This window comes from Synechococcus sp. Cu2B8-bc1011, from assembly GCF_047302735.1.
Taxonomy (GTDB): domain Bacteria; phylum Cyanobacteriota; class Cyanobacteriia; order PCC-6307; family Cyanobiaceae; genus Synechococcus_C.
On sequence record NZ_CP138915.1, the window covers coordinates 1,473,825 to 1,499,997 of the forward strand.

General features: G+C 55.4%; 29 protein-coding genes and 1 tRNA gene. 16 read left to right on the top strand and 14 right to left on the bottom strand.

Annotated features, from left to right (window positions below):
- Positions 1 to 10: 10 nt before the first annotated feature.
- Positions 11 to 1,585: a glycoside hydrolase family 57 protein gene (locus tag SIC18_RS07745; RefSeq protein WP_048346217.1), complete on the bottom strand. Its 1,575-nt coding sequence runs from the start codon at positions 1,583 to 1,585 to the stop codon at positions 11 to 13.
- Positions 1,586 to 1,716: 131 nt separating this feature from the next.
- Between SIC18_RS07745 and SIC18_RS07750 the strand changes: the two genes are divergently transcribed.
- Together SIC18_RS07750 and SIC18_RS07755 are read left to right on the top strand one after the other, a co-directional pair.
- Positions 1,717 to 3,339, top strand: a complete 1,623-nt coding sequence (locus SIC18_RS07750; RefSeq protein WP_413429231.1) for a 2-isopropylmalate synthase — start codon at positions 1,717 to 1,719, stop codon at positions 3,337 to 3,339.
- A gap of 9 nt (positions 3,340 to 3,348) precedes the next feature.
- Entirely contained in the window at positions 3,349 to 4,185 is an 837-nt protein-coding gene (locus tag SIC18_RS07755; protein WP_250394927.1) for a carbohydrate ABC transporter permease, read from the top strand.
- On the opposite strand, the gene SIC18_RS07760 is transcribed toward SIC18_RS07755, so the two are convergent.
- Positions 4,175 to 4,507, bottom strand: coding sequence for a hypothetical protein (locus tag SIC18_RS07760; RefSeq protein ID WP_413429232.1), 333 nt, complete (start codon positions 4,505 to 4,507; stop codon positions 4,175 to 4,177). The two genes, SIC18_RS07755 and SIC18_RS07760, sit on opposite strands and share 11 nt — an antisense overlap.
- 140 nt (positions 4,508 to 4,647) lie before the next feature.
- Between SIC18_RS07760 and SIC18_RS07765 the strand changes: the two genes are divergently transcribed.
- Both SIC18_RS07765 and SIC18_RS07770 read left to right on the top strand, forming a co-directional pair.
- Positions 4,648 to 4,893: a Nif11-like leader peptide family natural product precursor gene (locus SIC18_RS07765; RefSeq protein WP_011618914.1), complete on the top strand. Its 246-nt coding sequence runs from the start codon at positions 4,648 to 4,650 to the stop codon at positions 4,891 to 4,893.
- Positions 4,894 to 4,980: 87 nt separating this feature from the next.
- Entirely contained in the window at positions 4,981 to 5,262 is a 282-nt protein-coding gene (locus tag SIC18_RS07770; protein WP_011618915.1) for a 2Fe-2S iron-sulfur cluster-binding protein, read from the top strand.
- Here SIC18_RS07770 and SIC18_RS07775 read toward each other — a convergent pair.
- A complete protein-coding gene (locus SIC18_RS07775; protein WP_048346220.1) occupies positions 5,259 to 5,465 on the bottom strand; it encodes a hypothetical protein in 207 nt (68 codons plus the stop codon). The genes SIC18_RS07770 and SIC18_RS07775 overlap by 4 nt on opposite strands.
- A gap of 95 nt (positions 5,466 to 5,560) precedes the next feature.
- Positions 5,561 to 6,031 (bottom strand): hypothetical protein, encoded by a 471-nt coding sequence (locus SIC18_RS07780; protein WP_250394929.1) that lies wholly within the window; start codon positions 6,029 to 6,031, stop codon positions 5,561 to 5,563.
- 96 nt (positions 6,032 to 6,127) lie between these two features.
- On the opposite strand from SIC18_RS07780, the gene SIC18_RS07785 reads away from it, so the two are divergent.
- From SIC18_RS07785 to SIC18_RS07810, 6 genes are all read left to right on the top strand, one after another.
- A complete protein-coding gene (locus SIC18_RS07785) occupies positions 6,128 to 6,385 on the top strand; it encodes a hypothetical protein (RefSeq protein ID WP_048348081.1) in 258 nt (85 codons plus the stop codon).
- A gap of 11 nt (positions 6,386 to 6,396) precedes the next feature.
- A complete protein-coding gene (locus tag SIC18_RS07790; protein WP_048346222.1) occupies positions 6,397 to 6,699 on the top strand; it encodes an MTH1187 family thiamine-binding protein in 303 nt (100 codons plus the stop codon).
- Between the two features lie 146 nt (positions 6,700 to 6,845).
- Complete coding sequence (locus SIC18_RS07795; protein ID WP_053068516.1) at positions 6,846 to 7,400, top strand: hypothetical protein; 555 nt, start codon at positions 6,846 to 6,848, stop codon at positions 7,398 to 7,400.
- Positions 7,393 to 7,689 carry a hypothetical protein gene (locus SIC18_RS07800; RefSeq protein WP_250394931.1) on the top strand — a complete coding sequence of 99 codons (297 nt, stop codon included), beginning with the start codon at positions 7,393 to 7,395 and terminating at the stop codon, positions 7,687 to 7,689. The genes SIC18_RS07795 and SIC18_RS07800 overlap by 8 nt, the downstream gene beginning before the upstream one ends.
- 41 nt (positions 7,690 to 7,730) lie before the next feature.
- Positions 7,731 to 8,138: a hypothetical protein gene (locus SIC18_RS07805; RefSeq protein WP_048346224.1), complete on the top strand. Its 408-nt coding sequence runs from the start codon at positions 7,731 to 7,733 to the stop codon at positions 8,136 to 8,138.
- 3 nt (positions 8,139 to 8,141) lie between these two features.
- Complete coding sequence (locus SIC18_RS07810) at positions 8,142 to 8,804, top strand: RluA family pseudouridine synthase (RefSeq protein ID WP_048346225.1); 663 nt, start codon at positions 8,142 to 8,144, stop codon at positions 8,802 to 8,804.
- Positions 8,805 to 8,811: 7 nt separating this feature from the next.
- Here the strand turns inward: SIC18_RS07810 and SIC18_RS07815 are convergent, their stop codons facing one another.
- Entirely contained in the window at positions 8,812 to 10,917 is a 2,106-nt protein-coding gene (locus tag SIC18_RS07815; protein ID WP_413429233.1) for an HDIG domain-containing metalloprotein, read from the bottom strand.
- Positions 10,918 to 10,988: 71 nt separating this feature from the next.
- Between SIC18_RS07815 and folD the strand changes: the two genes are divergently transcribed.
- The 4 genes from folD (at position 10,989) to SIC18_RS07835 (ending at position 14,885) form a co-directional block, all read left to right on the top strand.
- Complete coding sequence (gene folD / locus SIC18_RS07820; RefSeq protein ID WP_048346227.1) at positions 10,989 to 11,870, top strand: bifunctional methylenetetrahydrofolate dehydrogenase/methenyltetrahydrofolate cyclohydrolase FolD; 882 nt, start codon at positions 10,989 to 10,991, stop codon at positions 11,868 to 11,870.
- A 41-nt stretch (positions 11,871 to 11,911) separates the two neighbouring features.
- Positions 11,912 to 12,850 (top strand): geranylgeranyl diphosphate synthase CrtE, encoded by a 939-nt coding sequence (gene crtE / locus SIC18_RS07825; RefSeq protein WP_048346228.1) that lies wholly within the window; start codon positions 11,912 to 11,914, stop codon positions 12,848 to 12,850.
- A gap of 71 nt (positions 12,851 to 12,921) precedes the next feature.
- A complete protein-coding gene (locus SIC18_RS07830) occupies positions 12,922 to 13,407 on the top strand; it encodes a divergent PAP2 family protein (RefSeq protein WP_048348083.1) in 486 nt (161 codons plus the stop codon).
- The gene (locus tag SIC18_RS07835; protein ID WP_413429234.1) at positions 13,404 to 14,885 is read left to right on the top strand and encodes an AAA family ATPase; all 1,482 of its coding nucleotides are present in this window, start codon (positions 13,404 to 13,406) and stop codon (positions 14,883 to 14,885) included. The genes SIC18_RS07830 and SIC18_RS07835 overlap by 4 nt, the downstream gene beginning before the upstream one ends.
- 2,123 nt (positions 14,886 to 17,008) lie before the next feature.
- Here SIC18_RS07835 and SIC18_RS07840 read toward each other — a convergent pair.
- Positions 17,009 to 17,185, bottom strand: coding sequence for a hypothetical protein (locus tag SIC18_RS07840; protein ID WP_245407278.1), 177 nt, complete (start codon positions 17,183 to 17,185; stop codon positions 17,009 to 17,011).
- Positions 17,186 to 17,385: 200 nt separating this feature from the next.
- Here SIC18_RS07840 and SIC18_RS07845 point away from each other — a divergent pair, with 200 nt between their 5' ends.
- Positions 17,386 to 17,562: a hypothetical protein gene (locus tag SIC18_RS07845; protein WP_245407279.1), complete on the top strand. Its 177-nt coding sequence runs from the start codon at positions 17,386 to 17,388 to the stop codon at positions 17,560 to 17,562.
- 245 nt (positions 17,563 to 17,807) lie between these two features.
- Here the strand turns inward: SIC18_RS07845 and SIC18_RS07850 are convergent, their stop codons facing one another.
- The 7 genes from SIC18_RS07850 to SIC18_RS07880 form a co-directional block, all read right to left on the bottom strand.
- Positions 17,808 to 18,494, bottom strand: coding sequence for a GAP family protein (locus SIC18_RS07850; protein ID WP_250395630.1), 687 nt, complete (start codon positions 18,492 to 18,494; stop codon positions 17,808 to 17,810).
- Between the two features lie 61 nt (positions 18,495 to 18,555).
- On the bottom strand, positions 18,556 to 19,149 hold the full coding sequence (locus SIC18_RS07855; protein WP_413429235.1) for a histidine phosphatase family protein: 594 nt from the start codon (positions 19,147 to 19,149) through the stop codon (positions 18,556 to 18,558).
- A 91-nt stretch (positions 19,150 to 19,240) separates the two neighbouring features.
- Positions 19,241 to 19,591, bottom strand: a complete 351-nt coding sequence (locus tag SIC18_RS07860; protein WP_048346232.1) for an acylphosphatase — start codon at positions 19,589 to 19,591, stop codon at positions 19,241 to 19,243.
- A complete protein-coding gene (locus tag SIC18_RS07865; RefSeq protein ID WP_048346233.1) occupies positions 19,540 to 20,928 on the bottom strand; it encodes a cobyrinate a,c-diamide synthase in 1,389 nt (462 codons plus the stop codon). The genes SIC18_RS07860 and SIC18_RS07865 overlap by 52 nt, the downstream gene beginning before the upstream one ends.
- Positions 20,929 to 20,944: 16 nt before the next feature.
- Positions 20,945 to 22,240 (bottom strand): glucose-6-phosphate dehydrogenase assembly protein OpcA, encoded by a 1,296-nt coding sequence (locus SIC18_RS07870; protein WP_413429237.1) that lies wholly within the window; start codon positions 22,238 to 22,240, stop codon positions 20,945 to 20,947.
- Between the two features lie 59 nt (positions 22,241 to 22,299).
- Positions 22,300 to 23,823: a glucose-6-phosphate dehydrogenase gene (zwf, locus tag SIC18_RS07875; RefSeq protein ID WP_048346235.1), complete on the bottom strand. Its 1,524-nt coding sequence runs from the start codon at positions 23,821 to 23,823 to the stop codon at positions 22,300 to 22,302.
- 157 nt (positions 23,824 to 23,980) lie between these two features.
- Entirely contained in the window at positions 23,981 to 25,147 is a 1,167-nt protein-coding gene (locus tag SIC18_RS07880) for an FAD-binding oxidoreductase (protein WP_048346236.1), read from the bottom strand.
- Positions 25,148 to 25,333: 186 nt separating this feature from the next.
- Between SIC18_RS07880 and SIC18_RS07885 the strand changes: the two genes are divergently transcribed.
- Complete coding sequence (locus SIC18_RS07885; protein ID WP_048348084.1) at positions 25,334 to 25,834, top strand: SRPBCC family protein; 501 nt, start codon at positions 25,334 to 25,336, stop codon at positions 25,832 to 25,834.
- A 225-nt stretch (positions 25,835 to 26,059) separates the two neighbouring features.
- On the opposite strand, the gene SIC18_RS07890 is transcribed toward SIC18_RS07885, so the two are convergent.
- A tRNA-Glu gene (locus tag SIC18_RS07890) sits at positions 26,060 to 26,132 on the bottom strand.
- Positions 26,133 to 26,173 lie beyond the last annotated feature (41 nt).

A 26,173-nucleotide genomic window follows, 5' to 3' on the forward strand; every position in this document is an offset into this window, starting at 1 on the left:
GATGAGTTGTTTAGCTGTTAATTGCCACGCGTTTCCAATCAGCAGGCTGAATCAAGGGGAACAGAGAATCTTCCGCCTCCACGTCACTTAGCCAAGCGTCGTTCATCCTGTCTCGGCCATCGATGCAGGCCATCAAGGTCCAGAACCGTTCCAGGTGCCGCTTGATGCGTTCTTTGGCTAAGTCGGTTGTGGTTCCCGCCCGAAGGATGAAGCTCCAGTCCGACGACTGTGCGAGCAGCAGTTCGCGGCCCGCTTGATCGAGCATGCGCATGCCGATTTCACTTCCCACCCCACGACTGCAGCGCTCTTTCATCGCTCGTCCCGCACGGCTCCACTCCGGAATGATCCAGGCGTTGCTTTCGTTGAGCCAATAATCGTGAAATCCCCCCTGTCCCCAGCTGGAAGGGGAGGGATCGCAGATTTGCAGGTTGGGTTGTTGGTCGAGCACGCCACGCAGGGTGGTGAACCTCACTTGCTGCTCCGGTCCTTGGCGGAAGAGCTCAGCCAGAAACGATGGACCCTCGAACCACCAATGTCCAAACAATTCAGCATCGAAGGGTGCCACCAACAACGGGGCGTTATCCATGCGCTCTTCAAGGGCTTCGAGTTGGAGGCGCCGCCCCTCCAGGTAATGCTTGGCATGGTCTGTTGTGCGGGCCTGAGCGAGCTCAGGTTCATAGGGCTGTTTGGCCTCAAGGGGAGCCCGTTGATCACTCACGCGATGCAGTTTGAGGCCGAGGGGGCGTTGGGTGGGTAAGCCAAAGGATTCGATCTGTTCTTGCGGCAGATCCCAGCCCAGATCGCGGTGGAATTCGCGGTAGGCGGGATCACCGGGGTAGCCATCGCGAGCAGACCAGACCGGCAGCGTTGCGTCACTGTCCCGCCCGAAAAAGGCCACACCGTTGCGGCTGCAGATCGGCGCGTAAACCCCATACCTCGGCCTTGGTTTGGCGTGGAGAAGTCCGTGGCCATCGAGCACCGCGTAGCGCAGTCCGGCATCGCGCATCCAGCGATCCAGCCCCTCGTAATAGGCGCATTCCGGCAGCCAGATCCCTAGAGGCTGTTCGCCGATCAGGCGTTGGTGCTCGCGGACTGCCGTGCGCAACTGGGCCCGCACCGCTTCTGGATGTTCTCGCAGCAGTGGCAAGTAGCCGTGGGTTGCCCCGCAGGTGAGCAGGTCGAGCAATCCTTGTCGTTGCAGGGCTCGGAAACGGCTGATCAGATCACCATTGCTGTTCTGCCAGCTCAGGAGATAGCGCTCAAAGCAGCTCTGCAGGTGCACGGCAGCTGCTTTGCGATCGCTGGGGGCCTGTTGCAGCAGCAGCAAACGTGATTGAACCCAGCTTGGGAAGCGTTTGTGGAGTGTGTTGTCTGCAAGCAGCGACAACAGGGTCGGTGAGATCCCCATTGTGAGGCGTGCTTGCTGGGCAGGGTCGCTCGCCGCAGACTCCAACATCTCCAAAAGTGGGAGATAACACTCGACAAGCGCTTGAAAAAACCAGTCTTCTTCGAGCGAGTTCGCCTCGCTTGCCCGCACGTAAGGAAGGTGCGCATGGAGAACAAGGGCTAGTGCTCCTTGGGCCAATGCTCACTCTCTCTGTTAGTCATTTGAATGTACCGGCATTTCTCCCTAAAACAGCCGGCTCGTAACGCCCGTCTCGCTTAGAGTGGCGTAACTCATAGTCATTCCGACTAAAACCCTTCGAGGCTTTAGCCATGGCCAAGGATCCAGGTCGCGTTTTGATCTTCGACACCACTCTTAGAGATGGTGAACAATCCCCAGGGGCCAGCCTCAATCTTGAGGAGAAGCTTGCGATTGCCCAGCAACTGGCCCGTCTTGGCGTGGATGTCATCGAGGCTGGATTCCCGTTTGCGAGTCATGGAGATTTCGCTGCTGTGCAGCGCATTGCCCAACAGGTTGGTGGTGAAAATGGCCCGATCATCTGTGGTTTGGCCCGCGCCTCTCGCGGCGACATCAAGGCCTGCGCTGACGCTGTTGCACCGGCCCCTAAACGACGCATCCATACCTTTATTGCCACCAGTGATATCCACCTCGAACACAAGTTGCGCAAGAGCCGTAAAGATGTGCTCGGCATCGTTCCAGAGATGGTGGCCTACGCCCGCTCCTTTGTGGATGACGTTGAATTTTCTTGTGAAGACGCGGGTCGCAGCGACCCTGAGTTTTTGTACGAGGTGATCGAAGCGGCCATCGCTGCTGGTGCTAGCACCGTGAACATTCCAGACACGGTGGGCTACACCACCCCCTCTGAATTTGGGAATTTGATTGCTGGTATCAATCAGCATGTGCCAAACATTGATGACGCGGTGATTTCCGTGCATGGCCACAACGATCTTGGGCTGGCAGTTGCCAATTTCCTAGAGGCCGTGAAATCGGGGGCGCGTCAGCTGGAGTGCACCGTGAATGGCATCGGCGAACGCGCCGGTAACGCTGCTTTGGAAGAGCTTGTGATGGCGATGCATGTGCGCCGGCGCTATTTCAATTCCTTCTTTGGACGTGAGGAGGATTCACCAACCCCGCTCACTGCAGTGCGTACGGAGGAAATCACGAAGACCTCTCGCCTGGTCTCCAATCTGACCGGAATGGTGGTGCAACCTAATAAGGCGATTGTGGGTGCCAATGCCTTCGCTCATGAATCGGGAATCCATCAAGACGGTGTGCTGAAAAACCGGCTCACCTACGAAATCGTTGATGCGCGCACGGTTGGGCTCACCGATAATCGGATCTCGTTGGGCAAGCTCAGCGGCCGCAGCGCTGTTCGGGCCCGCCTCGAAGAGCTCGGCTATGACCTCAGCCGTGAGGACCTTGATGATGCCTTTGCCCGCTTCAAGGACCTTGCTGATCGCAAGCGGGAAATTACAGACCGCGATCTCGAATCGATCGTCAGCGTTCAGGTGCAACAACCTGATGCCAAATATCAGCTCAAGCTGGTGCAGGTGAGCTGTGGCAGCAGTCTTCAGCCAACAGCCACGGTGACCCTCGCCGATGAGAACGGCCAGGAGCAAACCGCAGCTTCTGTTGGTACCGGACCGGTGGATGCCGTTTGCCGTTCTCTCAACCAACTGGCAGGTGAGCCCAATGAATTGGTGGAGTTTTCTGTGAAGTCGGTCACAGAAGGCATTGATGCCATGGGTGATGTCACCATTCGTCTGCGTCGAGATGGCCATCTCTATTCCGGTCATTCCGCGCATACGGATGTGGTGGTGGCCGCCGCTGAAGCCTTTGTGAATGCTCTGAATCGTCTTGTTGCAGGAACAGCAGGACCCACTATTCATCCGCAACGGGATATGGCTGCGCTGGATTCAAGCCCTGTTCATTAATTAGGGCCCATGTCGCTCAAATCCACCCTGCGTCCAGCTCCCCTGCTGCAGCTGTTGCTGTTGATCCTGCTGGCACTTGCTGTGCTGGTTCCGCTTCTATGGCTGGTGAGCACGTCTTTGAAAGGCCCTGCTGAGGACATCTTCACGAGTCCGCCTTCGCTCTTTCCGACCCAGCCCAGCCTCGATGCCTACGGGAGGCTGTTTCGTGATAACCCGCTTTGGACCTACATCGTCAACAGCTCAGTTGTCAGCTTCCTTGCAGTGGTGGCGAATCTTCTGTTCTGCTCCCTGGCGGCTTACCCCCTGGCGCGTATGCGCTTTTTTGGTCGGGGGCTTGTCTTGGCCCTTGTGGTGGCAACGATTCTCATCCCTTTCCAGGTGGTGATGATTCCGTTGTATCTACTGATGGTTCAGCTTGGCTTGCGCAACACCCTGATCGCCCTTGTGATTCCTCAGGCGGCAACCGCCTTTGGGCTGTATCTCTTGCGTCAAAGCTTTCTTGGTGTCCCCGTTGAGCTGGAAGAAGCTGCACGCATCGATGGTTGCAGCAAGCTCGGCGAATGGTGGAACGTGATGATTCCTGCCGCTAAGGCTGATCTGATCACCCTGGCGATGTTCGTGTTTATCGGTACCTGGAGTGACTTCCTCTGGCCCTTGGTGATCCTGGATGATCCAGCTCTGTTCACCTTGCCGCTAGGACTGCAGCAATTGGCCAGCAGTTTTTCTCTTGATTGGCGGATTGTTGCGGCCGGCTCTGTGGTGTCGATCCTTCCCGTGTTGGTGATGTTTGTGCTGCTTCAGCGTTTCATTCTTCCCAGTGCCAGTGGGGATGCGGTTAAGGGATAGGGATGAAGTCCATCGATGGTGGCGGCGTCGGCTCTGAGCGCTGCATCCGTTGCCGTTCTTGCATGCGCCATCGCTGCTGGGCTCGCCTCATGTCTCCAATTTGTGTTTCGAGGGATTGTTGGCGGCGTTGCAGGAACTCCAGTTGTTCCTCCATCAGGCTGGTGTTGTTCACCTCAGTGTGTTGCTGCTCAAGCTCATGAAGTTGACGTCGAAGGGCGCGCATGGCTTCGGTGTGATGACGGAATCCCTGCCAAAGTCCCAGGAATAAAAGGGTGAGCATTGGTAGGGCCACCGCTTCGATGACACGCCATCGGGAACCCATGGTGAGCGAGAAGGCTGTTTCTTGTCTGAGCATGATGCTGACTTCAGGATGACTGTGCCTGAAACGGTGTCAGGTTGTTGCGGGCTGAACCTTGAAAGGGTGGGGCGCTGGTGTAAATCAAGTTCAGTTGCCCCTGGGCTATGTCGCTGCAAGATCTCGATCAATTGCTTGGCTCACGTCATGACGATCCGGATTTGGCAGCGCAACTTGCCCAGCCATTGCCGTTGGAGGAGTTGATCACTCTGGCCCAATCGCGTGGTCTCACGATCACCGAAGACGATGTCTTTCAGGCTCAGCAACGTGAGCAAACCAACGCCAGTGCCGCCGATCTCCAACAGCAAATGGCTCCTGAGTCTCGCCGGCTGAGGCACTTCATTCCAGGGTGATGCTCGCGATTAAGCGTTAAGGATCTCTGACGATCCAAGACTGTGCACTCAAACCTCGTTATCAAGAAGCTGATCTCTTATTGAGTCATGGCTTCTTTCACAATCAGCATCGAGGGTGGATCCAGCTTTAGTTGCGCCGATGATCAATACATCCTCGATGCAGCCGAGGAGCAAGGCATTGATCTGGCCTATTCCTGTCGAGCTGGTGCGTGCAGCACATGCGCTGGAAAGATCCTCAAAGGAAGCGTTGATCAGGCTGATCAAAGCTTTTTGGATGACGATCAGATGTCGAAGGGGTTGTCCTTGCTTTGTGTGAGCTATCCCCTCAGCGATTGTTTGATCAAAACCAGCGTCGAGGATGAGCTCTAAGCGAGTTTGACCACGTCAGGCGTTTCTCCATGGGTCTGGCCGATTAATAAGGCGTGGTTCACAGCCCCTTCATGGCTGTGATAGTTCCAAGCCGCTTCCACGCTGGACACCCCTTCAATCGACTGGGTTTGATGATTCAGGCTCAAGTAGCTGCCAGTGCAGTTTTCACGCAGTACGTAGCGTTCAGCAGCAGGGGCTCTCATGGAATTTTCACTCAAGGCTTAATTCCGGGTTAGCGGTGGCCGCTGCTCGATCTTTCGGCCTACAGGTTTTCCTTTGTTTTCAGCCCTTGTCATTGTTACGGAGCCTCGTTTGCCTCCTGGCTGTCTCTGGAATTGTGATCTGTGAAGGCAGAGCGGCGGGTCCAGATCAACCCCTCAGGGGCCTGTGCTTGGCTCTGATAACCCCCGTTCCTAAACCAGGGCTCGTTGACCGCCTTAAAACAGCTGGGATCTAGTCCCCAGGTGTTTTCGAGGTAGTCGGCACATGTCTGTTCTGATGCTGGATCGTTCTGTTGCCAGTGCACCAAAGAGAGCAGTGTTGGCCGAATCGTTACGACAGCAATCTTCCCTGTGGGTGCTGTTTCCGGGTCTGGCTCGACCCATTCTTCGACCCGTTCTTTCGCCACAAACAAGCGCAATGCACTGCTGGAATCGCGACCGTCTAGGGGGTATTTGTCGAGATAGAGGCGTCGCGCACGTTTGAACAGGGCCGAAGGCGCGCGTGCCATCAGTTGTTCAAAGGCGACTAGGAGTTTTGGGTGGCTCATCGTGAGCTGAACGTGACGTTTCGGCTGTCTTCTAGCTTCGTCTTTGATTCTGTCGCATAGAAGTGGAAGACTGGGGACAGATGCGTGATTGGAACATTGTCAAAACTTGTTCGTTCTTTATATCGATTGATTGCTTTGGATGGCAGTCCTCATCCTGTGCTTGACGCTCCCTATGAATCGATGGATGCCGCTGAAGCGGCGGCCCAGAGCTGGTGTTCTGGTCAGGGGCGTGATCTCTCCATTCAGCAGCGTGGGATCGGCTTGGAGGTGCAAACAAGCTGTGGCGCTTGGAGAACGATTCGCTACCCCCAGGCTTGTCTTCGTGATGGAGGAGAGAACACCTCGGTCCATTGAGCTCGAATGCCATGAATGTGAGCGTGGATCTCTGTGTTGTGCCTGTGGGGCTTGAAGGTTCGCTGGCGCCGTGGGTGGCGATTTGTCATGAGCTGATCAAAGAGTCGGGGCTTGAGTACGAGCTCGGGCCCAATGGAACGGCGATTGAGGGGGACTGGGATGCAGTGTTTGCTTGCGTGAAGCGCTGTCATGAGCGCCTGCATGGCGAGGGGGTGCCGAGGATTCACACCACTCTTCGCCTCAATACGCGAGTGGATCGCGAGCAGTCGTTCCGCGACAAAGTCCCCAGCGTTGAGCGTTTGATCCAGCACTGACAGTATTTGCACGTTTGGGCCTTGCCTGTCTGACGTTGAGTCAGGGCAGGGGGTTGGGTCTGGCGCAAATCTGTAGATCCGAAACCGTGCATTCTCATTTATCTCTCCCGTGTCTTGAATGAGATCAGGCGTCGGCTGGGTCGTTGATGTGGCAATCCGTTCTTCGTTCCTCGTGGCTGGTTCTCGTTGTGATGGGGGCCCCTTGGATGGGGGCAAGCTCGCTTGGAACTCCAGTGAATGCCCAGTCATGGGCTGATATCGGTAGCTATTCCTCTCTTCTGCGGCGGGCAGGTACGCAAACCTTGGTGGCCAAAGACTGCCCCCCTGGGCTCTTTGGTGCCTTTCATACCGGACGCAATGTCTTGCTCTTGTGCTCGAACAACCTTGAGAACGATCCTGCTCACGTTTGGACTGTGCTGGCCCATGAATCAGCGCACGTGATGCAGCATTGTCAACAGGGGCCTCTCTTGCCAGATCATCTGATTGGCAGCGCCCTTGCCCAGATCGCGAAGCAATCGTTGAGTTCGTTTCAGGAATTGCGGTTGTATCACCAGTCCCAGCGCCGCGATGAAATTGAGGCAAGGCTGGTGCAGGGATTACCGATGGCTGAAGTCAAGGCATTGTTTCGAGGCTTTTGTGGCGATCGCTTGAGGCGACTTGCTCCCAAGAGCTCTGCTGCAGCGGGGTTAGGCGATGGATGAGGACGCACCGATCACGCCTATTACGGGTCCCAATATCGATGCAGAGGGCCGTCTGACCTACATGGGGGAAGACGGACGTCGTTATGTGGTGATGGATGGTGATGAACGGGATGAAACCTCCTCAGCCGCTGTCATGGAGGCACTGCGTAGTGCTGGCCCTTTGTTTGAGGAAATTGAAACGCTCTGCCAGGGCTGGGTGGATGAGGTCAGTGACGCTGCCTTAACCAGGGCAGAAGCGATTGCCTTGCTGCTCGCCACCCTTGAGACTTTGCTGGATGACGAGAACTGACACTCCGGTGTTTACGGTGGCAATTCCTGGTCTGATCTTCGATGGGTCCCAAGTTGCCCGGCTATTGGTTGATGACCTGGCTTGGACTAATCGGGAATTTACTGGCATTGCCAGTCATTGGTCTTGTTGCTTTCCGAACATCCAGCCTTCAGGCCGCCACGATCAGCGTGGCGTTCGCGTTGGCCTGGCCTGCGGCAATCGTTGGGATCGTGGCCTCTGCTGGTTTGCTCTGTGAGCGTCACTGGGGCGTGATTTTGGCCATCGTCTCGTTGTCGATGGCCTTGGCTGGATCTCTGCCCTACGGCATTGTGCGCCTCTCTTTGCTGGCATTTGGAGGTGGCGAACAAGCGATTGTGTTGGGGGTGGCTTCGATTGTGTTGGGCGTCCTCAATGTGATGGTCTTGCTTTATTGGTGTCGTCCGGGCCATCGACGTGGTGGTCGCCTCTAAGCGATGTCCGAGGCATCGGAATCGTCTGAAGCACGATCCCTCGCAGGGCTTTGGGTTCATGTCTGGCATCCTCATTTTTTGGTGGTCGAGAAGCCTTCCGGTTTGTTGAGCCAGCCCGGCCTTGGTGATTCCCAGAGCGATTCCTTGATCACCCGTCTACAAGGTGTTCGGCCAGAGCTCCGGCTCGTTCATCGTCTCGATCGCGATACCTCCGGTTTGTTGTTGCTGGCTAGGGATCAAGAGAGCTTGAAAATTCTTGGAGGTTTGTTCGCTGATCGCAAAGTGCACAAGCTGTATGCAGCCGACGTGCATGGTCATCCCAAATCATGTTCAGGAGCGGTGCGCTTTCCCTTGGCGCGTGTGTCGACTAACCCACCCCGTTATGGCCCTCACCGGGATGGACGCTCCTGCTTGACCTTGTGGCGTTGTGCCCAGCTGGGTGATGATCGCTCACGTCTATGGCTCGCTCCTCGTACAGGTCGCTCCCATCAATTGCGGGCGCATTTGGCGGCGATTGGATTGCCTGTGATCGGCGATCCGATTTATGCAACGCCTGGGTTGAGCGCTTCTTTGGATCGTCTGCACCTGCATGCGCTTGGCTTGAGCTTTTCTGACCCATTCAGCGGTGAACGCATTCGGGTTCGCTCTCCCCTGCCATGGCCCTAGGAGGTGCTTAGGCGCTAAAGCTGCGTTTCGCTGGGATTGGGTAGGGAATCCGTCGGTGCCTCATGCGCCTCCAGACGCGCACAAAAGCATGCATCACCAGATCAACTTCGGCGCGACTGAGACTGCTTTGACTGAGTTGTCCGTCGGATAGGCGCGCTTCCACGATGCGCTTCACCGTGGTTTGCGCCTCTCTGTCGCTGGTGTCGGGGGGGAGTGATCGCAACGCGGCCTCACAGCCATCAGCCAGCATCAAGATTCCGGTTTCTTTCGAGCGAGGAGTGGGGCCTCGATAGCGGAATAAGTGTTCTGAAACCGTTGGATCCTTTTGCTTGGCTTGATGCAGGAAAAAGCCCATGCGCAAGGTGCCTTGATGCTGCGGAATGAAATCCGCGATCGGCCGCGGCAAGCGGTAGCGCCGGGCCAGTTTTAGGCCTTCGTCCACATGGGCTTGGAGAACTCCGGCACTCGCGACCGGGTCGTTCAATTTGGTGTGTGGATTCTCTTCACCGGTGGTTTGATTTTCAATGAACCAGTTCGGGGCATGGAGTTTGCCCACATCGTGATAGAGGGATCCTGTTTTGATCAGATCCACATCGGCTCCGATGGCACGAGCTCCCTCTTCTGCCAACCCACAGATCATCAGCGTGTGCTCAAACGTTCCAGGTGCTTCTGATGACAACCGGCGTAGCAGCGGGCGCTCTTGATCGGCCAGTTCCATCAAACGGGCCCGCGTGAGCAGGCCGAATGAGCTTTCCAGAAGCGGAATCAGCAGGATCGTGAGCATCATCAGCAGACCCATCAGTAGGGCTTCTGACGCAAGTTCTCCGGCATCGGGTCTGAGCCGTGTCCAGGACAGGTTCACGGCTTCAAAGGGTTGACGCAGCACCACCATTTCGGCGACTAACGCACCCAGTGGCAGCAACACGGCCAGTTGCAATAACTGCGCTCGGCTGCGTAATCGTCCGGCTTGAATGGCGGCGATCGCAGCCACGGCAGCCGTGATCAGCAGCCGGCCTTCGCCCAATCCACTCACTGGAGTCGGCCAAAGCAAACAGCTCACCGCCATCCATGCCAGGCCACTGGTAGTTCCGAGGCCTTGAGCTAAAAGCAGAGTGGGTGGCACGATCACCGCCAGTGGGCTCACCGCTGCACCAAACCAAATCTTGCTGAATTGGCTGATCAATAGCAGGCCGATTGCCAGAAACCCATGGGAGGCCTCAAGGCAGGGCCTTTCCCGTTTCATCACAAGCAGCATCACTCCGCAACTCGCGAGAGCTTCGGTGAAACGCAACAACCAGATCCCCAGCTTGGGACTGCGATTGATCAGCCCAAAGAAATCGAGCACGTCATAGGCCTGGGAGCTAATCGGTTCGCCTTTGCGGGTAATCAGATCGCCAGCTTTGACTTCGATGGTTGGAATCCCCTGCTTCGTGATCAGTTCTTCGATCAGTCTTTGACTGCGCAGGGGATCGGTCTGAAGGTTGCTAGCTCCTTGAAGCGTCGTTGTGGCGATCTTGCTGCCGAGGGTTCTGGCTGGAGCGTCCTCAGCTCCCAGAGCTTCGAGTTGCAGTGAGGAAGCCTTTTGGAGCTGTTCAATCGCCAGCGTGTTCACAAGCCCTTGACTGAGCATCCGATCGACAGCCCTGCGGATCGCCATGTCCCAGTTTTTGCGATCGTTTTGCGAGCGTTTTTCCAGCCAAAATTGCTCGTCTGTGGTCAGATTGACGGGGCCAATTCGGTCGACGTTCTGGCTTCTCGCGACGCGTTCCAATTCGGCGAGATGACGTTCAAGTCTGAGCTTGAGGAGTCTTGATTGCTGCTCATCCACCACCTGCACAAAGGTGTTGGGCATCAAGCTGGATCGTCTTTGTTCAAGTGCTTCGCTATCCACCACCCGCGCTGCCTTCGGAGCAATCGAATCGGATGGTGCTGGAATTCCAGGTCGTAAGTCGGGTTCCACCAGCCAAGGCCAGCTGGAGACCAGGGCTACGGCAATGCAAAAGAAAAGCAATCCGGCCTTTTGAAGGCGGTTCCAACGCAGCACAGGGCGTCGCGGTGACTCACTCCGCAACCAGCTTCTCCAGAGCTTGGCCAGAGGATGAGATCGGAACACAGCTGTTGATTACTGATACAGACGCTAGCCCCACTGAGGAAGCATGCTGGGGTGAGTGTCAACAGACCTCGATGGCTCTCAGGCTGGATGGCAAGCAGCTCGCCGCGCAGCTTGAAGTGCGGTTGCAGCAGCAGATTCAAAAAGGAATTGCATCAGCAGGGCGTTCACCAGGCCTGGCTGTGCTCCGAATTGGTGACGATCCCGCCAGTGCGGTCTACGTGCGCAACAAGGAGAAGGCCTGTGCTCGCATCGGGGTGGAGAGCTTCGGTTCCCATCTCCCGGCTCATGCCTCGCAGCAGGAGGTGTTAAAAGCCATTCGCGAACTCAATGCTGATGAGCGGGTGGATGGAATTCTGCTCCAGCTGCCGCTGCCGGAGGGCTTGGATGAGACCCCGTTGCTGGCTGAAATCGACCCGAACAAAGATGCTGATGGATTGCATACCCTGAATCTCGGGCGCCTGTTGAAGGGTGAACAGGGGCCACGAAGTTGCACACCCGCAGGCGTGATGGTGATGCTCCAAGATCAGGGCATCGATCCCGCGGGCAAGCGGGCCGTCGTGGTGGGCCGCAGCATCTTGGTGGGTCAGCCGATGGCCCTCATGCTTCAGGCGGCGAATGCCACGGTCACGGTGGCCCATTCGCGCACGCCACATCTGGAATCGATCACCCGTCAGGCTGAGATTCTTGTGGTGGCTGCAGGTCGGCCTGAAATGATCGGTGCAGATCACATCACGCCTGGTTGTGTTGTGGTGGATGTCGGCATTCATCGCCGCCCTGAAGGCGGGCTTTGCGGAGATGTGCGTGCTGATGAGTTGGAGCCCGTCGCCGCTGCTCTCTCTCCTGTCCCTGGAGGGGTTGGCCCCATGACGGTCACGATGTTGCTGGTCAACACTGTGGTGGCCTGGTGTCGACGCCATCAGGTTGCAATGGAATTGTCTGATTTGGTGGTTTGAACCCCTCGGCCTGAGAGACTTGCATCAGCACTGCGCTCACCATGTCCGCTGCGGCCACTAGCCCCGAAAGCGTGCCCTCCTCCGGTGAGCGCCCCTCTACGTTTGACTTTGCGGCTTACCTAAAGCTCTCCCGCGATCGCGTGGAGATCGCCCTGGATGCCTCGATGGGACCTGAGCGTCCTGAATCCTTGCGTGATGCGATGCGCTACTCCCTGCTGGCAGGGGGGAAGCGGTTGCGCCCGATTTTGTGCCTGGCTGCTTGTGAATTAGTCGGGGGATCGTCCGAACTGGCCATGCCAACGGCGGTGGCTCTGGAAATGATCCACACCATGTCGTTGATTCACGACGACTTGCCGGCCATGGACAACGATGACCTGCGCAGGGGGCGTCCCACCAACCACAAGGTGTATGGCGATGCGATGGCCATCCTTGCCGGTGATGCCATGCTCAGCCGCGCTTTTGAAATGGTGGCTGTGCGCAGTGCCAACGTTCCTGCAGATCGCTTGCTGCGGGTTGTTGGGGAGTTAGCTCTTGTCTCGGGTGCTCCCGGCTTGGTCGGAGGTCAGGTTGTTGATCTTGAGTCCGAGGGCCAAGCCGTTGATCTCGAGACCCTTGAGTACATCCACCTCCACAAGACTGCGGCTTTGCTGCGTGCCTGTGTGGTGACAGGAGCTCTGATCGGAGGAGCGAATGACGAGCAATTGCAGGCGATGCGCACCTATGCCAATGGCATTGGGTTGGCCTTCCAGATCATTGACGACATCCTCGACGTCACCGCCAGCAGCGAAGTGCTCGGTAAAACGGCCGGGAAGGATCTGCTAGCCGATAAAACGACCTATCCCAAGCTTTTGGGACTTGATGCTTCGCGGGAGAAAGCGTTGCAGTTGGTGCGGGAGTCCAAGGCCGCGCTTGAACCTTGGCGTGATAAGGCGGCGCCCTTGTTGGCTCTCGCCGATTACGTGGCAAGTCGGGATTGTTGACCATGGCGATTGCAACGATGGCTTCAAGCGTTGGTTCACCCGTGTTTTCAACAGTGATCTCGACCCTGCCTATGCCTGCTCAGATTTTCGATAATGCTGTGCTCGCCTGGGGATTGGCGGCCTGCGGCTTGGCACAGTTATCCAAGCTGTTCCTGGAATTGCTGCTACATCAGCGCTGGAGGCCGGCGGTGCTGTTTGAGACCGGAGGGATGCCCTCGAGTCACTCGGCATTAGTGACTGGTAGCGCCGCTGGAGTGGGCTGGCAGATGGGTTTTGATCAGCCTGCGTTTGCGCTGGCTGCCACGGTTGCTTTTGTGGTGATGTACGACGCCAGTGGGGTGCGCCGGGCGGCAGGATTCACGGCGGCTCGCCTCAACGAACTTCCTGATTCGCTCTGGCCCAACCCCCCGGAGAAGCCACTGAAAGAACGGCTTGGTCACACCCGCACGGAGGTCTTAGTGGGCAGTCTGCTGGGACCTTTGATCGCACTCCCAGGACTCTTTTTTGTGGGCTCGCCGCTGCATTTGGCCCAAACGTTTGGTTTGTTTAGCGGGTGAGCAGGCAGAAGCCCTCTGAGGCCATCCTCACCGACGATCAGCAGACGGCAGCTGCCTTGTTCGAGCGGTGGCTTTCAAGCGAAGACCCAGGCATTCCGTTTGTGCTGAGCGGTTATGCCGGTAGTGGCAAAACTTTCCTCTCCATGCGTTTGCTGCGCCAAGTGGAAGCCACAGGGCTGTGTTGGACCGTTGTCGCTCCCACCCATAAAGCCGTTGGTGTGTTGCGCCACGCCCTTGATTTAGAGGGGCTTCACCCCACTTGGTATCCCTCCACCATCCATCGACTGTTGAGGCTCAAGTTGCGTCGCCAAGGGGATCGGGAGGTTTGCGAATCCACTGAACAAACGGCGGCCTCGTTGGAACATCTCGGCCTGGTCCTGGTCGATGAATCCTCCATGGTTGATAGCTCGCTGTTGTCGGTCGCCCTGCAGTGCGCTCATCCGTTCAAAACCAGGCTTGTGTTTGTTGGCGATCCGGCCCAGCTTCCCCCCGTGGGAGAAGCGGATAGCCCTGTGTTCTCCATGGACCGCGCGATCGCTGCGTCGCTCAAGCAAGTGGTTCGTCATCAAGGTCCTGTGTTGCAGCTGGCGAGCTGCTTACGCGATGGACGCTTGCCCTGTGAGCTGCCGCCATTAATGCCTCCGTTGCGCAGCAAATTGGGTCAGGTGGGTGTGCTCAATCGCTCGGCTTGGCTGATCCAGGCTCAAGATGGCCTGCGTCGTGCTGCGGCCTGTGACAACCCTGATGCAGCACGCATTCTTTGCTACACCAATCGCACCCTGGATGCACTGGTGCCCCATGCACGACGAGCCATTCATGGTGAGATGGCCGACCAGATGGACGTTCTTCCAGGCGAAGTCCTGATCAGCCGTACGGCGGTGATGGCTCCTGCCTCACGCGATGGGGCAGAAACAGGGGAAGAACCCGATCTGGTGCTGGGCTCGAATCGGGAAGTGGTGGTGGAGGACGTCACCACGGAACGTTGTGACCTCGCTGAATTTGGGTTTGCGGGGGAGACGCAGATGGCATTCGCTGGATTCGAGGCCCCTGTCATCGATACCGTGACGGCGAAGGTCCGTAGTGGAGAGTTAGAACTCAGTTTGCGCTTGCAGCCGCCTTCCGGGAGTGCTGCACGGCAGCGCCTTGATCGGGTCCTTCAGGGTCTACGCACCCAGGCCAGGGATGCGGGAAAGAGAGGCGGGAGGCCGCTTTGGCGCCGGTATTTTTTGATCCGTGATGCTTTTGCCTCGTTGGGTCCTGCCGCCGTGCTCACGGTTCATCGCAGTCAAGGCAGCAGTTTTGGAGAGGTGTTTGTTGCTGATGACGTGTTCTGGCCGCAGGACCTTGTTCTGCGACGGCAGTTGGCTTATGTCGCTGTCAGTCGGGCCCAAGAGGCGGTCTGGATGGCAGGAAGGTCATCATCAGTCAAAGCGGTGGAACGCTGGACGCGGGCGCTGAAGAATGAAGAACAACAATGAAATGTTGGTTCTCATCTGTCGAACAACAAAAATGAGGAATCGCAAAGCGAGTGAGTGGCTACAACATCATTTGTAATTGGGAGGGATGCATCAAGGGCTTGTTCATCTGCCATCTTGTGCCTGAGCTGATGCATGTTTATAGCTCGTGAAAGTTCAAGATGCCAGAAGAAGTCTGATCTGAAGCATTGTCACGTCTCTTGGTCACCTCTGTATTGCCCCGGGCTTAAAGTGTTGGCTGATTTCAATAAATTGATCGATCAAAAGGGTTGTCAGGACTGGATTCCTTCCACAGTCTTAACTGATTCAAGGCTCTCATCTGAAAATCTATTCGCAAGTGTTAAGTCAAAGAAGGTGCTCGCTCTTGAGGTGATCTCTCAGTCACGATAGAGATTATTCTTTGGCGAGCTTTCGGTCTTCGTGATTCACGGCAAGGATTGTGTGTAATGAATGGATTGGGATTGATGTTTGTGTCTTGATTGAGTTATGGGTAAGAATGGGTTATTGAGGTCACTATTGATTGGGCTTGGGCCTTTGTTGTGATTGACTTAATCGCTGGAATGGTTGGAGTTGTTGTGTAGAAAACAATTCAAGTTGTCAAGGAGGGGTTTGGGATAAGTATTAATGCTTGGGTATATTGAATGTCTGTCTCTCTCTGTCCTCTAAAATAGTCCCAGGTTCAAGATGCTTTGTGATGCACGTTGTTACGCAGGCTCCATCCTTGAGCCCACAACTAGTAACGCACTCAAGATAGGCATCAATGGCGTCCCATCGTTCGCTGATTGATTTGCAGGTGTGTTCATTTTTGAATGCTCTCATTTTTTACTCCCGAGTGGGAATCAATTACGATGATTTTTATTTGTTGGCAAGTGAATGATTGCGATATGCATAGTTCCTAAGTCTATTTGCTCACTTGAGATGTGCTAAGGGCTGAGAATGCATGCCCAAGCGTTTTGTATTTCCTTGATAGTTGCCTGGCGTTGTCTTTCTGTGGGCAGTGAAAACCACCCAAGCTGTGGAGCGAGAGCGGTTTTCTTCTTTGAATGAACTCGTTTTGGGGGCAATTATTGCGTAAGATGTGAAAAGCAGAGGTGAAATAATGTGTATGTGACGATACCAATTGAGATGGCTGGAACTGTAAAGCTCATTGCTACTCCTGCTGTATGTCAATAATTTAATAACGGGGATTTGCGGCCTCGGCATCATTAACTACATAATTCTTCTAAGGAGTAATAATGCCTAGGTTGATTTGCCGGGGTTGATATTCGAGCATGTACAACGAGGTGTGGTTGTTCCCCTTCATTGATGTTGGCTGTCGATCAGTGGATTAAGTAAGTGTGTCTGGATATTGGTTTCAATCGGGTTTAGGTCCGCATGATTCGTTTGAATCTGTTTCTAGTGGTTTGTTTGGTGCGCAAAATGTTTTGAGTGTATTGAAATGAGTGCTTAAAAATCTTGCGTTAACTCATGTGATACTGGTGTGCTCTCTTGGCCTAAGGGGGAGTTTGATGGAGCATTAATGAGATGATTCTGGATTAAAACTTCCACGTTTGGCGATCAAGTGTTGGAATAAAAGGTCATCTATGTTTTTTCTAGGCGCCTAGTTCGTTGCCTTGCTTGTGAATCTATTTTTGCTTTTGGTGCTTGATGGTGATCGAAGAGTTTGTGGTCATTTGATCTATAGGGCGCATACTGGAGGTAGGGTAATGTTTTTGAGGTCTGATATTAGATCTCTGTTTTGATCGTCATTTTGGCTTGATTCAACCGTTTTGCTCATGACTTCTAAGGCTAAATGCATCAGTTGTCCATTGGGGGTTGCTTCGTTTGCTGAGGTATGTGGAGGAATCATAGATTCAAGTCGCTGAGCGATGCTGCGACCTTATGGTTTCCTTTTGCCACTGTTTGTATCCATCAACACCCTCTTTAGTAGAGAGTCGATCCAAAAGCTGTCTGGGGACATAAAGGTAGCCTGGTTTTGAAAGTTGAGAGGTCTGACTTTTCTAGTGACTGAAGTCACCAATTAAGGCCTCTTCCCGTATTTGTTTTCAGTGCTGCCTACTTGCAGGCTTGGCTTTGGAAAAATCAGAGGATCTGTTGAAGACGTTCAAGCTTTGGCAAACAACCGGTTAGTTCTTCGTTGGTGTATGTGAATTGGCATGATCGAGCAGCTCTGCCGTTAAGAGATCCTTGGCCAACATCGTTAAACCCACTCCCATCAGAGCGAGAGCAACGCCTTGATCGGTGTCTGCAGTATTAGACACTTTTCTGGAAAGTTCTTGGTGTTGTTTCCAGGAGAAGTGCATTGAAGTCAGGCGTGACAATGCTTTTTAGGCTGATTAGTGGTTGCAATCCAAGGGATAAGGGCAGTTCGGAAATGATCTGTAATGAGAGGAATGTAGTGAGTTGAGCATGTAATCGTCAAATCGGTTGCAATCACTACCTGCTTGATTTGCGTTGCCATGCCTTACGGGCTACCTTCGGCTTGCCGAGAGCAAAAAGACCAATGGATCCAATTGCTTTGACCATCGGACAAATGTTCGAAATCGAAAAGTACTCAAGAGAAATTGATAGTTCTAAGGATGTTGAAGAGCTTCAATCGATTGCGAAGCATCTTCTGGTGGCGTGGAAGCAGCAGCAGGCGGCATCAGCTTGGGTTATTCGTCAGCAACAGGGTCTTTGACTCCGTCGATTGACAGCATCGATTCACCTGTGAGGAGTGTTCACTTCTCTGTCTATTCGATGTGGATGCATTATTTAAAATCCTGAATAATCAATTTCAAGCATTTGTTGCTCTTGATTGATCACGTTGAGTCGCGTTTGAAGATTGAATTGGGACATCCTGAAAAGCATTGTTTTCATCTGGTTTCTGATACTCAATGCTTTGCTCCTATGTTGCCCCACATCCCTTAGCTCGTTCCCTTACGTTTAGGTCATGGTGAGGCCGCTGATTCCTTGCCAACCGAGATAGCTCCCGATCCCAATGCTGACGGCGGCTACAACCAGCTCGCCTCGCGCAAACAGAAGGTCTTTTCCACGCTCCAATACAGGTATAACTTTGTTGCGACCTATCGCAACGGCAACCAAAGGGGTAAGCATTAACAGGCTTGCCCCGATTGTGAAGGCCAAAAGACCAATCAGTTCTTGCCATGTGGGAAGTTGAGCCGCCAAGACAACCCCTGCTGATTTTGCGAACAGCACGAGATCATCAGGACTGGCAACTTCCGCGATAGCACCCAAGAACAACAGCAGTGGGAGGGGCATGTTCACAAAGCGATCAACGCTTGCGGTCCATGCCGGTGGTGTGTCTCCATCGGTCAACGAGCGCAGTAGCTCCCTGCCGCCAACGGCAATTAAGGCCCCGCCAGCGAGGAGATCCAAGCCGGTGCGGTGATGGGAGCCTTGCGTCATATCCAGCACCAATGAATGACCCACAGTCACGAGTAAGGCTGATGTCGCCATCGTGGTTAGCACCCATCCCGCTACGAACCAGCCGCCTCGCTTCAAGGGCTGCGGTCCTAGGAGCAGCAGCAATAGAACGGCGATATGGATCGGGGATAGGCCGATGCCAGTGCCATAGGCGAGCAGCTCAGCCCAGAGCGTGGTGTCGCTCATCGTTCAGTGGAAACACAACATTCCAGAGCGATCGTATTAGGGCTTGCGCTTAGACAAGGGCTTAAAACAAGCCGTTGGTGGGGGCATTCCAGCGGGCGATTGCTCGCTGCCCTCGCTCGAAGCCCAAGATGCAGATGGTTCCTGTGCCGAGCTGGAACAAACGTCCACCTGTGGCACCGAGCCCTAACCATGTGCCTGTTAAGGCGCGCAGCACATGACCATGGGCAAACAGTGCAACATCCCCTTCGCTCGGTTCCGCTAAGGCGATGGCAATGCTTTGTTCGCAGCGTTGCTGTACGGCCTCGGCATTTTCGCCATTGGGGCAGCCATGGCTCCAAACGGTCCAGTTGGGTATGCCCTTGCGGATCTCTGGGGTTGTAATCCCCTCGTAATCGCCGTAATCCCACTCTCGCAACGTTTCCATGATGCGTCGTTGTTGGCCAAGACCGCCTAGCTCGCACGTGCGTTTTGCCCGTTCAAGGGGTGAACTAAACACGGCTGCAAACGGATTGGATGTGAGTACCGGCGCAAGTTGCCGAGCCTCTTCTTCTCCTTCAGGCAGCAAAGGAAGATCGGTGCTGCCTGTGTGCCGTCCGTTTTTGGCCCATTCAGTGGCTCCGTGACGAAGCAACCAGAGCCGACGTTCGTTGCCCATGGTGTGGATCAGTGCGCTGTGAATTGGGTTGTCTGGTGCTTGCTTTCGCTGTTGATTGTCTCAGCTGCAGATTGTCGCTGTTTTCTTTCTCTTAAGGCCTTACGTCAAACCAGTCATTGCCAGTCACGGGGATTTTGGACAGTACGACTCGCTTAACGGTTGCAGCGCTTGGTCCACGTTCACACCACACACGAAGCTCGTTCAAGGCCATCTCGCCTCCTTCCGCCTGAATTTCCACAACACCGTCCTTGAGGTTTCGAACCCAACCACAAAGGCCTAGGTCGAGGGCTCGTCGCCGGCAACTGTTTCTGAATCCAACTCCTTGCACGCTGCCTTCGACCAGGAAGCGCCAGCGCTCCTTCAAGGGCTGCTGTCGCTGGCGAGTGGTTTTTATGAATTCTTCTCGATCTGTGTCGCCACGGTTTCGAGAGCGGCGCGCCATCGGCATGAGATCGTCGAAGAGCTGGCCCAGTGAAGATGCACCCAGCTTGCGTGAACGGTCGGAAGTGCCCATCCTTCTTCTCTGCGATCAACATGCCAGCCATCAACCTGCCACAGCGTTTGCCATTTGCCCACAGGTTCCTCGCTGAGCTGCCAGCGGTGAAATTCATGGCCCATCCACTGATCACCCGCCTTCAGCAGCAAGCTGTTGCGGGTTGCCGTTAGGCGGCGATACCCCACCTGCAATCTCCCGCGCTGGGCGTGAAACGGTAAGACCCCCGCCATTGCATGAGTTTGGCCCTCCCCGTCCATCAAGCTGGTCCCCAGCATCAACATGCCGCCACATTCGGCGTAAAGCGGTTTGTGTTGCAGCCAGTCGCGGAGGCCTGAAAGGCTTTGTTTGCAATGACTGAGTTGTTCCGCATGAAGTTCTGGGAAGCCTCCAGGGATGACAAGTCCATAGGCCGCTTGCGGCAATGGCTCATCCTCTAAGGGGTGCCAAGGGATGACCGGCATCCCTAATGCCTCGAGGCAATCTTGCATCTCGGGGTATCGGAAATGAAAGGCGTTGTCTTGAGCAACGGCCACTGGCAGTGGTTGTCTCTGGGTGTCCTGTTCCAATGCGGTCCCCAACACGGTTTGGATGGGCTCTGTCCCTTTTGTTGGCGCTGCCATTAACCGCTCAAAGACCCCCATCTCGAGATGTTGATCAGCGATCGCTGCCCATTTCCCCAGACGAACGTTCAGTTGATCAAGTTCATGGGCTGGAGCCAAGCCCAAATGCCGACTGGGTAATTCAAGGCTTGAATCCCGTGGAAGACAGCCCAGGCAGGGCACATCAATGGCTGATAAGACATCCTCGAGAAGCAAGCGATGGCGCTCAGTGCTCACTCGATTGAGCACCACACCAGCCAACTGCAAGTCGGGGTCAAGATCACGAAATCCGCTCACGAGGGCGGCGAGCGACCGCGCCTGGCCGCCGGCATCCACCACCAACACCACGGGCAACTTCAGATGTTTGGCCACGGCTGCGCTGCTTCCTTCTCCTGTTGAGCCGATCCCATCGAATAGGCCCATGACCCCCTCCACGAGGGCCAAGTCGCAGCGGCCTCCATACCCATGAAAACTGGTCTTGACCCAGTCAGGTCCGCACAAGGGCAGATCAAGGTTTCGGCAAGGGCGCCCGGCAGTCGCCCCAAGGACTTGGGGGTCGAGGTAATCAGGCCCCACCTTGAAGGGTTGAATGCTCAGTCCCTTCTGTTGTGCCCAGGCGATCAGGTTGAGGCTGAGCAGGGTTTTGCCGCTGCTGCTCGATGGAGCAGCGATCACACAGGCCATGCTGCTCAGCTGGGAATCAACTCAGAAGCTTGGCAGCCAGAGGGGCCGCTGCAGCCAAGAGCGGGTTTGAGGAATCGTGCCCACCCTCAAGAAGACGGGCCATGTCGGCTTCCACGTGCGTATGGAGCAAGGGCACCACTTCTTCCACAAGTTCCATGCTGGCCATGCCCCCGGCTTCAAGGCGCATGCAACCTCCGGATTCCGCGCAGAGAATCACACACATAGCCCCGCCGTGCTCGGGTTTGGAAATCATCCGAAGCCCCACGATTTGCCCAGGATGAATACTTGGCTGTCCCATGGGCACCGGAGACACGCGCAGCGGCACCTCGGTGCCGTCAGGACGTTGGAACACCGCGTTGATACTCGCATCGCCGGTTTTGGCATCATGTCGATGGGACTCCCTGAGGGTCCAACCCAGTCGATCGGCAATCCAAGCGGCCAATAGGAGGCCTTGGACCGGGTGATCTCCTTCAACATCGATGTCGAGTTGCACGACGTGGCTTAGGGCATCGCGACGATGCGGTGGATCAAACACCATCGCCAGCGTTTGATGCCAGCTGCCGAGCCGTAGCCAATTGAGATCATTCACGGCCTGGCCACCTGCGAGCCTGTTGGCGAGAAGGCTCAGGCTGTACACGGGATCACCAAGAGCAGAATCCAGAATGAGTCTGCGAGGAGCGATAGAGAGCTGCTCAAATAACTCAGGTGACTCATCAAGGGGCCCGTTCCACCACACCCAAGAGGGCAGGTCGTCCGGGAGTAGGGGTTGCAACGTGTTGAGTCCTTCCTGCAAGGCCTCTGTTCCGCCGCGGAGTACCACCACATCTCCACAAGCAACGGTGCCCCCCCCTTCTTCCGGTAAGGGGCAGTAGGCGGCCACCAAGGTTTCTAAGGGGCGGCTGGAATCCAGGCTGGGGGCGAAGGTGATCAAACGCCGAGGCCTCAGTGCGCTTAAGGCCCCATCCACATGTTGACCACGAAGGTCATCACTGGTTTTGTTGCCATCAACTTTGGCCAGACTGTTTGATACCGAGCTCCCTAGTGGCGGGGTGCTGAGAGGGAGATCAAGCGCGAGAACTGCTTGACGCCCAGCCTCTTCCACTTCGTCGCGTTGGATGCCCATGATGGGACCCTCGATCCTTCCCGTGCGGACAAGTTGTTGTTCCACCCAGGCTGGCTGCCAGATCAACAGACAAAAGGTGTGGGCCCCAATGTTGCTTGATTGATCGCGGGACCACAACTGATCGAGATAGTGAGGAACTTCCGATGGCGGTAGCTCGAGGGGAGTTTGAAGCGTGAGCTGAGGAGACATGCTGCGACCTGAGGAGAGGCGGTATCGAGGTGAGCTTGGAATCTTGTTGGGGGCTTGAGTTAGGGGCGACGCCAGAGCAGGCCGTCTCGCGCTAGCAGAGCATCGGCAGCGGCAGGTCCCCAAGTGCGTGACTCGTAGGGATGGATGGGCAGTTTCCAGGGACTGTCTTCGATCAGTTCCAGCAGCGGGGTGTAAAGCCTCCAAGCTGCTTCGACTTCATCACTCCGGGTGAAGAGTGTTGGATCACCCAACATGGCGTCCGCCAAAAGGCGCACATAACCCTCATCTGATGGCTCGCCGAAGGATTCGTCGTAGGAGAATTCCATCTCGACAGGCCGGCTGCGCATACCGGAGCCTGGAGACTTCACTTCAAATTTGAATTCAGCGCCTTCATCGGGCTGAATGCGCAGGATGAGCTGATTGGCTGTTGGACTGCCACCGGCAGCATCGAAGAGGTGAACGGGTGCTTCTCGGAAGGTCAAGACCACTTCGCTGAGACGCTTGGCGAGGCGCTTGCCGGTGCGCACATAGAAAGGAACTCCCTGCCAACGCCAGTTGTCGATGAACAGCTTCATTGACACGTACGTTTCCGTGGTGCTCTGTGGATCGACGCCTGGTTCTTGCCGGTAGCCACTGAGAGGTGAACCGTCGCTGCCTCCAGGCCCGTATTGTCCGCGAACGCAGCAGTTCCAGGGTTCAAGTTCATCGGCCAGGCGTGCAGCTTGAAGAACCTTGGCTTTCTCACTGCGAATGGCCTCCGGATCAAAGCGTCCAGGGGTTTCCATGGCGGTAATCGCCAACATTTGGGTCAGGTGGTTTTGCACCATGTCTCGCAGTGCACCCGAGGTTTCGTAGTACCCGGCCCGTTCCTCGACCCCAACGGTTTCAGAGGCCGTAATTTGAACACTGGAGATGTAGTTGCGATTCCAGATTGGCTCGAAAATCGCGTTGGCGAACCGCATCACCATGATGTTTTGGACCGTTTCCTTCCCGAGGTAGTGGTCGATGCGAAAGATTTGGTTCTCTTGGCCGCAGCCTTGAACCACTCTGTTCAAGGATTGGGCGCTGCCGTAGTCCCGTCCAAATGGTTTTTCAATGACAACACGACTTCGTTGGGGATCCTTTAGCAGGCCTGCATCAGCGAGGGCTCGACAGCCGCTCGCATAAAACTTCGGTGACACCGAGAGGTAAAAGGTGCGGTTGCTTCGTGTGGCTCTCAGGCGGTCGATCTCTTGAAGACGACCCCCGAGCTTCACGACGTCCTCCGGTTTCTGAAGGTCCACCGGCTCATAAAACATCCCGGCGGCAAATTGCTCCCAGGCCTCGGGATGGTCGCGCACTTTCTCTCCCATGGCCTCAGCCATTTTGCTGCGGAATTCGTCGTCGCTCCAAGGCCTTCTGGCGCAGCCCAGGAGCGCAAATTCGCTGGGGAGTCGTCGTTGTTGAAATAACTCGAAGAGGGCTGGAACCAGCTTGCGATGGGTGAGGTCGCCGCTCGCTCCAAAAATCACCAGGCACTGCGGAGCGATGACCCGTTCCTGGCGCAGCCCAACCCTCAGTGGGTTCGTGATCGTTGCGGTCATGGCTACTGCACCTCTTAGGCAGGTTTAACCAGGATTTCTCGATCGGACAGCGCAATTGTTCTCACAGGTTGTGTTTTGTGGCTGTCTCCTGAAAAACAACAGCATTAGACATTAAAAAAGCCCGCCGAGGCGGACTTGATTCAGTCATAGATGAGGTTTAGTAAGTCTCAACGTGCCAGCGGTGAGCCTTCTTGAGTTTGGGTCGAAGTTCAGACCAATCAAGGCCTTTGGCTTCCGCTGCGGCGGACATGGCTTCGTCAATACCAGGCTCCATCCCACGCAGGCCACACATGTAGACGTGCGTCTTGGGATCTTCGATCATTGCGAAGATCTCTTCAGCGTGCTCAGACACGCGATCTTGGATGTACATCCGCCCGCCTTTTGGATTCTGTTGTTCCCGACTGATGGCTTTGGTGTAGCGGAAATTATCGGGGTATTCCTTCTCGTAATGAAGGAAGTCATCGTCATAAAGCAGGTTTGCTGTTTTGGGTGCTCCCATAAACAACCAAGCTTTGCCTCGGAAGTTCCAACCGTTCTCCTCTCGCTCTCTCGGCTCAAACATGCGACGCAGGTAGGTGCGCATCGGGGCGATACCGGTGCCAGTGGCCAGCATGATCACATTGGCTTCTTCGTCCTCGGGAAGGAGCATTTCCTTGCCGACAGGCCCTGTGATTTTGACCTTGGTACCCGGCTCAACATCGCAAAGGTAGGTGGAACAAACACCGTTGATGGTTTCTCCATCCTTTTCATACTGAAGCTGGCGGACGCAGAGGGAGACGGTGTTGTCCTCGAGATTGTCGCCGTGGCGAGTACTTGCAATGGAGTACAAGCGCAGTTTGTGGGGCTTCCCTTTGGCATCTTCACCAGCGGGAACAATCCCGATGCTTTGACCTTCCACGTATTCCAGATGTGGATCACCACCGCTCAGATCGAACGTGATGTGCTGCACACGACCAATCGCGCCATCTTTAAGTAGGGAATAATTCTCGGTGACAGTTCCTAGGAAAGGAGCTTTCGGCTTGTAGAGATTCACCGGCACAGGTTTAGCCGCGGGCTTTGCTTTGGCAGCGGGCTTTGCTTTGGAAGTGGTCACAGGGGCGGAAACAGGTGGTGCAGATGGAACGGGTGCGGCTTCCTGCTCTGAGCCCGTTGGACTCACGGACTGGATGCGTGCTCCCCGAGCGAGAAGAACGCAAATGGTGTCCCGAAGACGGCCGTACGAGACGTTTAAGCGAGATAGCTCTGCCCGACGCCCACCCAAGCCTGTGAAGACAATCGTGAATGCCCGTTCATCAGTTGTCTGTGGTGTCGCGCTGACTCGCATTGAAAATGCCCAGTTATGGCGCGACTATAAGCGTCACCACTGACTTGCCAATCAGTTTGCGCTGAATTGAGGTTTCTTCCTTAGAGTCAACAACGTCAATCTCTCAGGATTAGAAGCGAAAACGGTTTGGCATCTTTCAGTGGTCTGACACAACTGAAGCGTGGCGAAATGCCCACAGGAGAGGCGATGTTGTCGCATCATCAGCCTATTGAACAGACTGTTGAAAGGATGTCTGATGGCGTCCGCCGCCTTGCTGCTCAGCTTTTGACACCGGTATCAGCAGATCAGATTTGGACTGTTCTGACGGATTACGACCAGCTGAGTGCCTTCATCCCCAACCTTGCAAGTAGTCGACTTTTGCGGCGAGACGACAACATTGTTCATCTGCAGCAAGAGGGATGTCAGCAATTTCTGGGAATGAAGTTTTCGGCTTCTGTAGAGCTGGAGCTTGAAGAATTTGCGCCTGAGGGGACGCTGAAATTCAAGATGACGAAGGGTGATTTCCGGCGTTTTGAGGGGACCTGGCGGTTGAGAACCATGCCCGAGGCAACGGCCCTTTTCTACGAACTCACTGTTCAGGGTTGTTTGGGTATGCCCATAGGCCTGATCGAACAACGGCTGCGTGACGATCTCACCACCAACCTCAAAGCTGTTGAAGCCGAAGCGAGACGCAGAGCTGCTCGTTAGGGATCTTGACGTCTCTTCAGAGCTTTCTGGCATTGGATTTCATTGGAATTCGGTCTCTCGTCCGTCCCTGCAAGAGAAAGAGCGTCGTTGTCTCCTGGCCATGGTTCTGCTCCTCAGGAGATGTCTCGATCTGAGCCCCAAGGGCCTCCTGAACAGTGCATAAAAAAACTCCCCTGGAGAGGAGAGTGTTGGTCCAACCAGATGAAGTCTCATCTAGTTATTCAGTAGCCCCAAGGGGATTCGAACCCCTGTCGCCTCCGTGAAAGGGAGGTGTCCTAGGCCTCTAGACGATGGGGCCAAGAACGTGATCGAGAGCTCTTCTGAACTTCCGGCACCCTG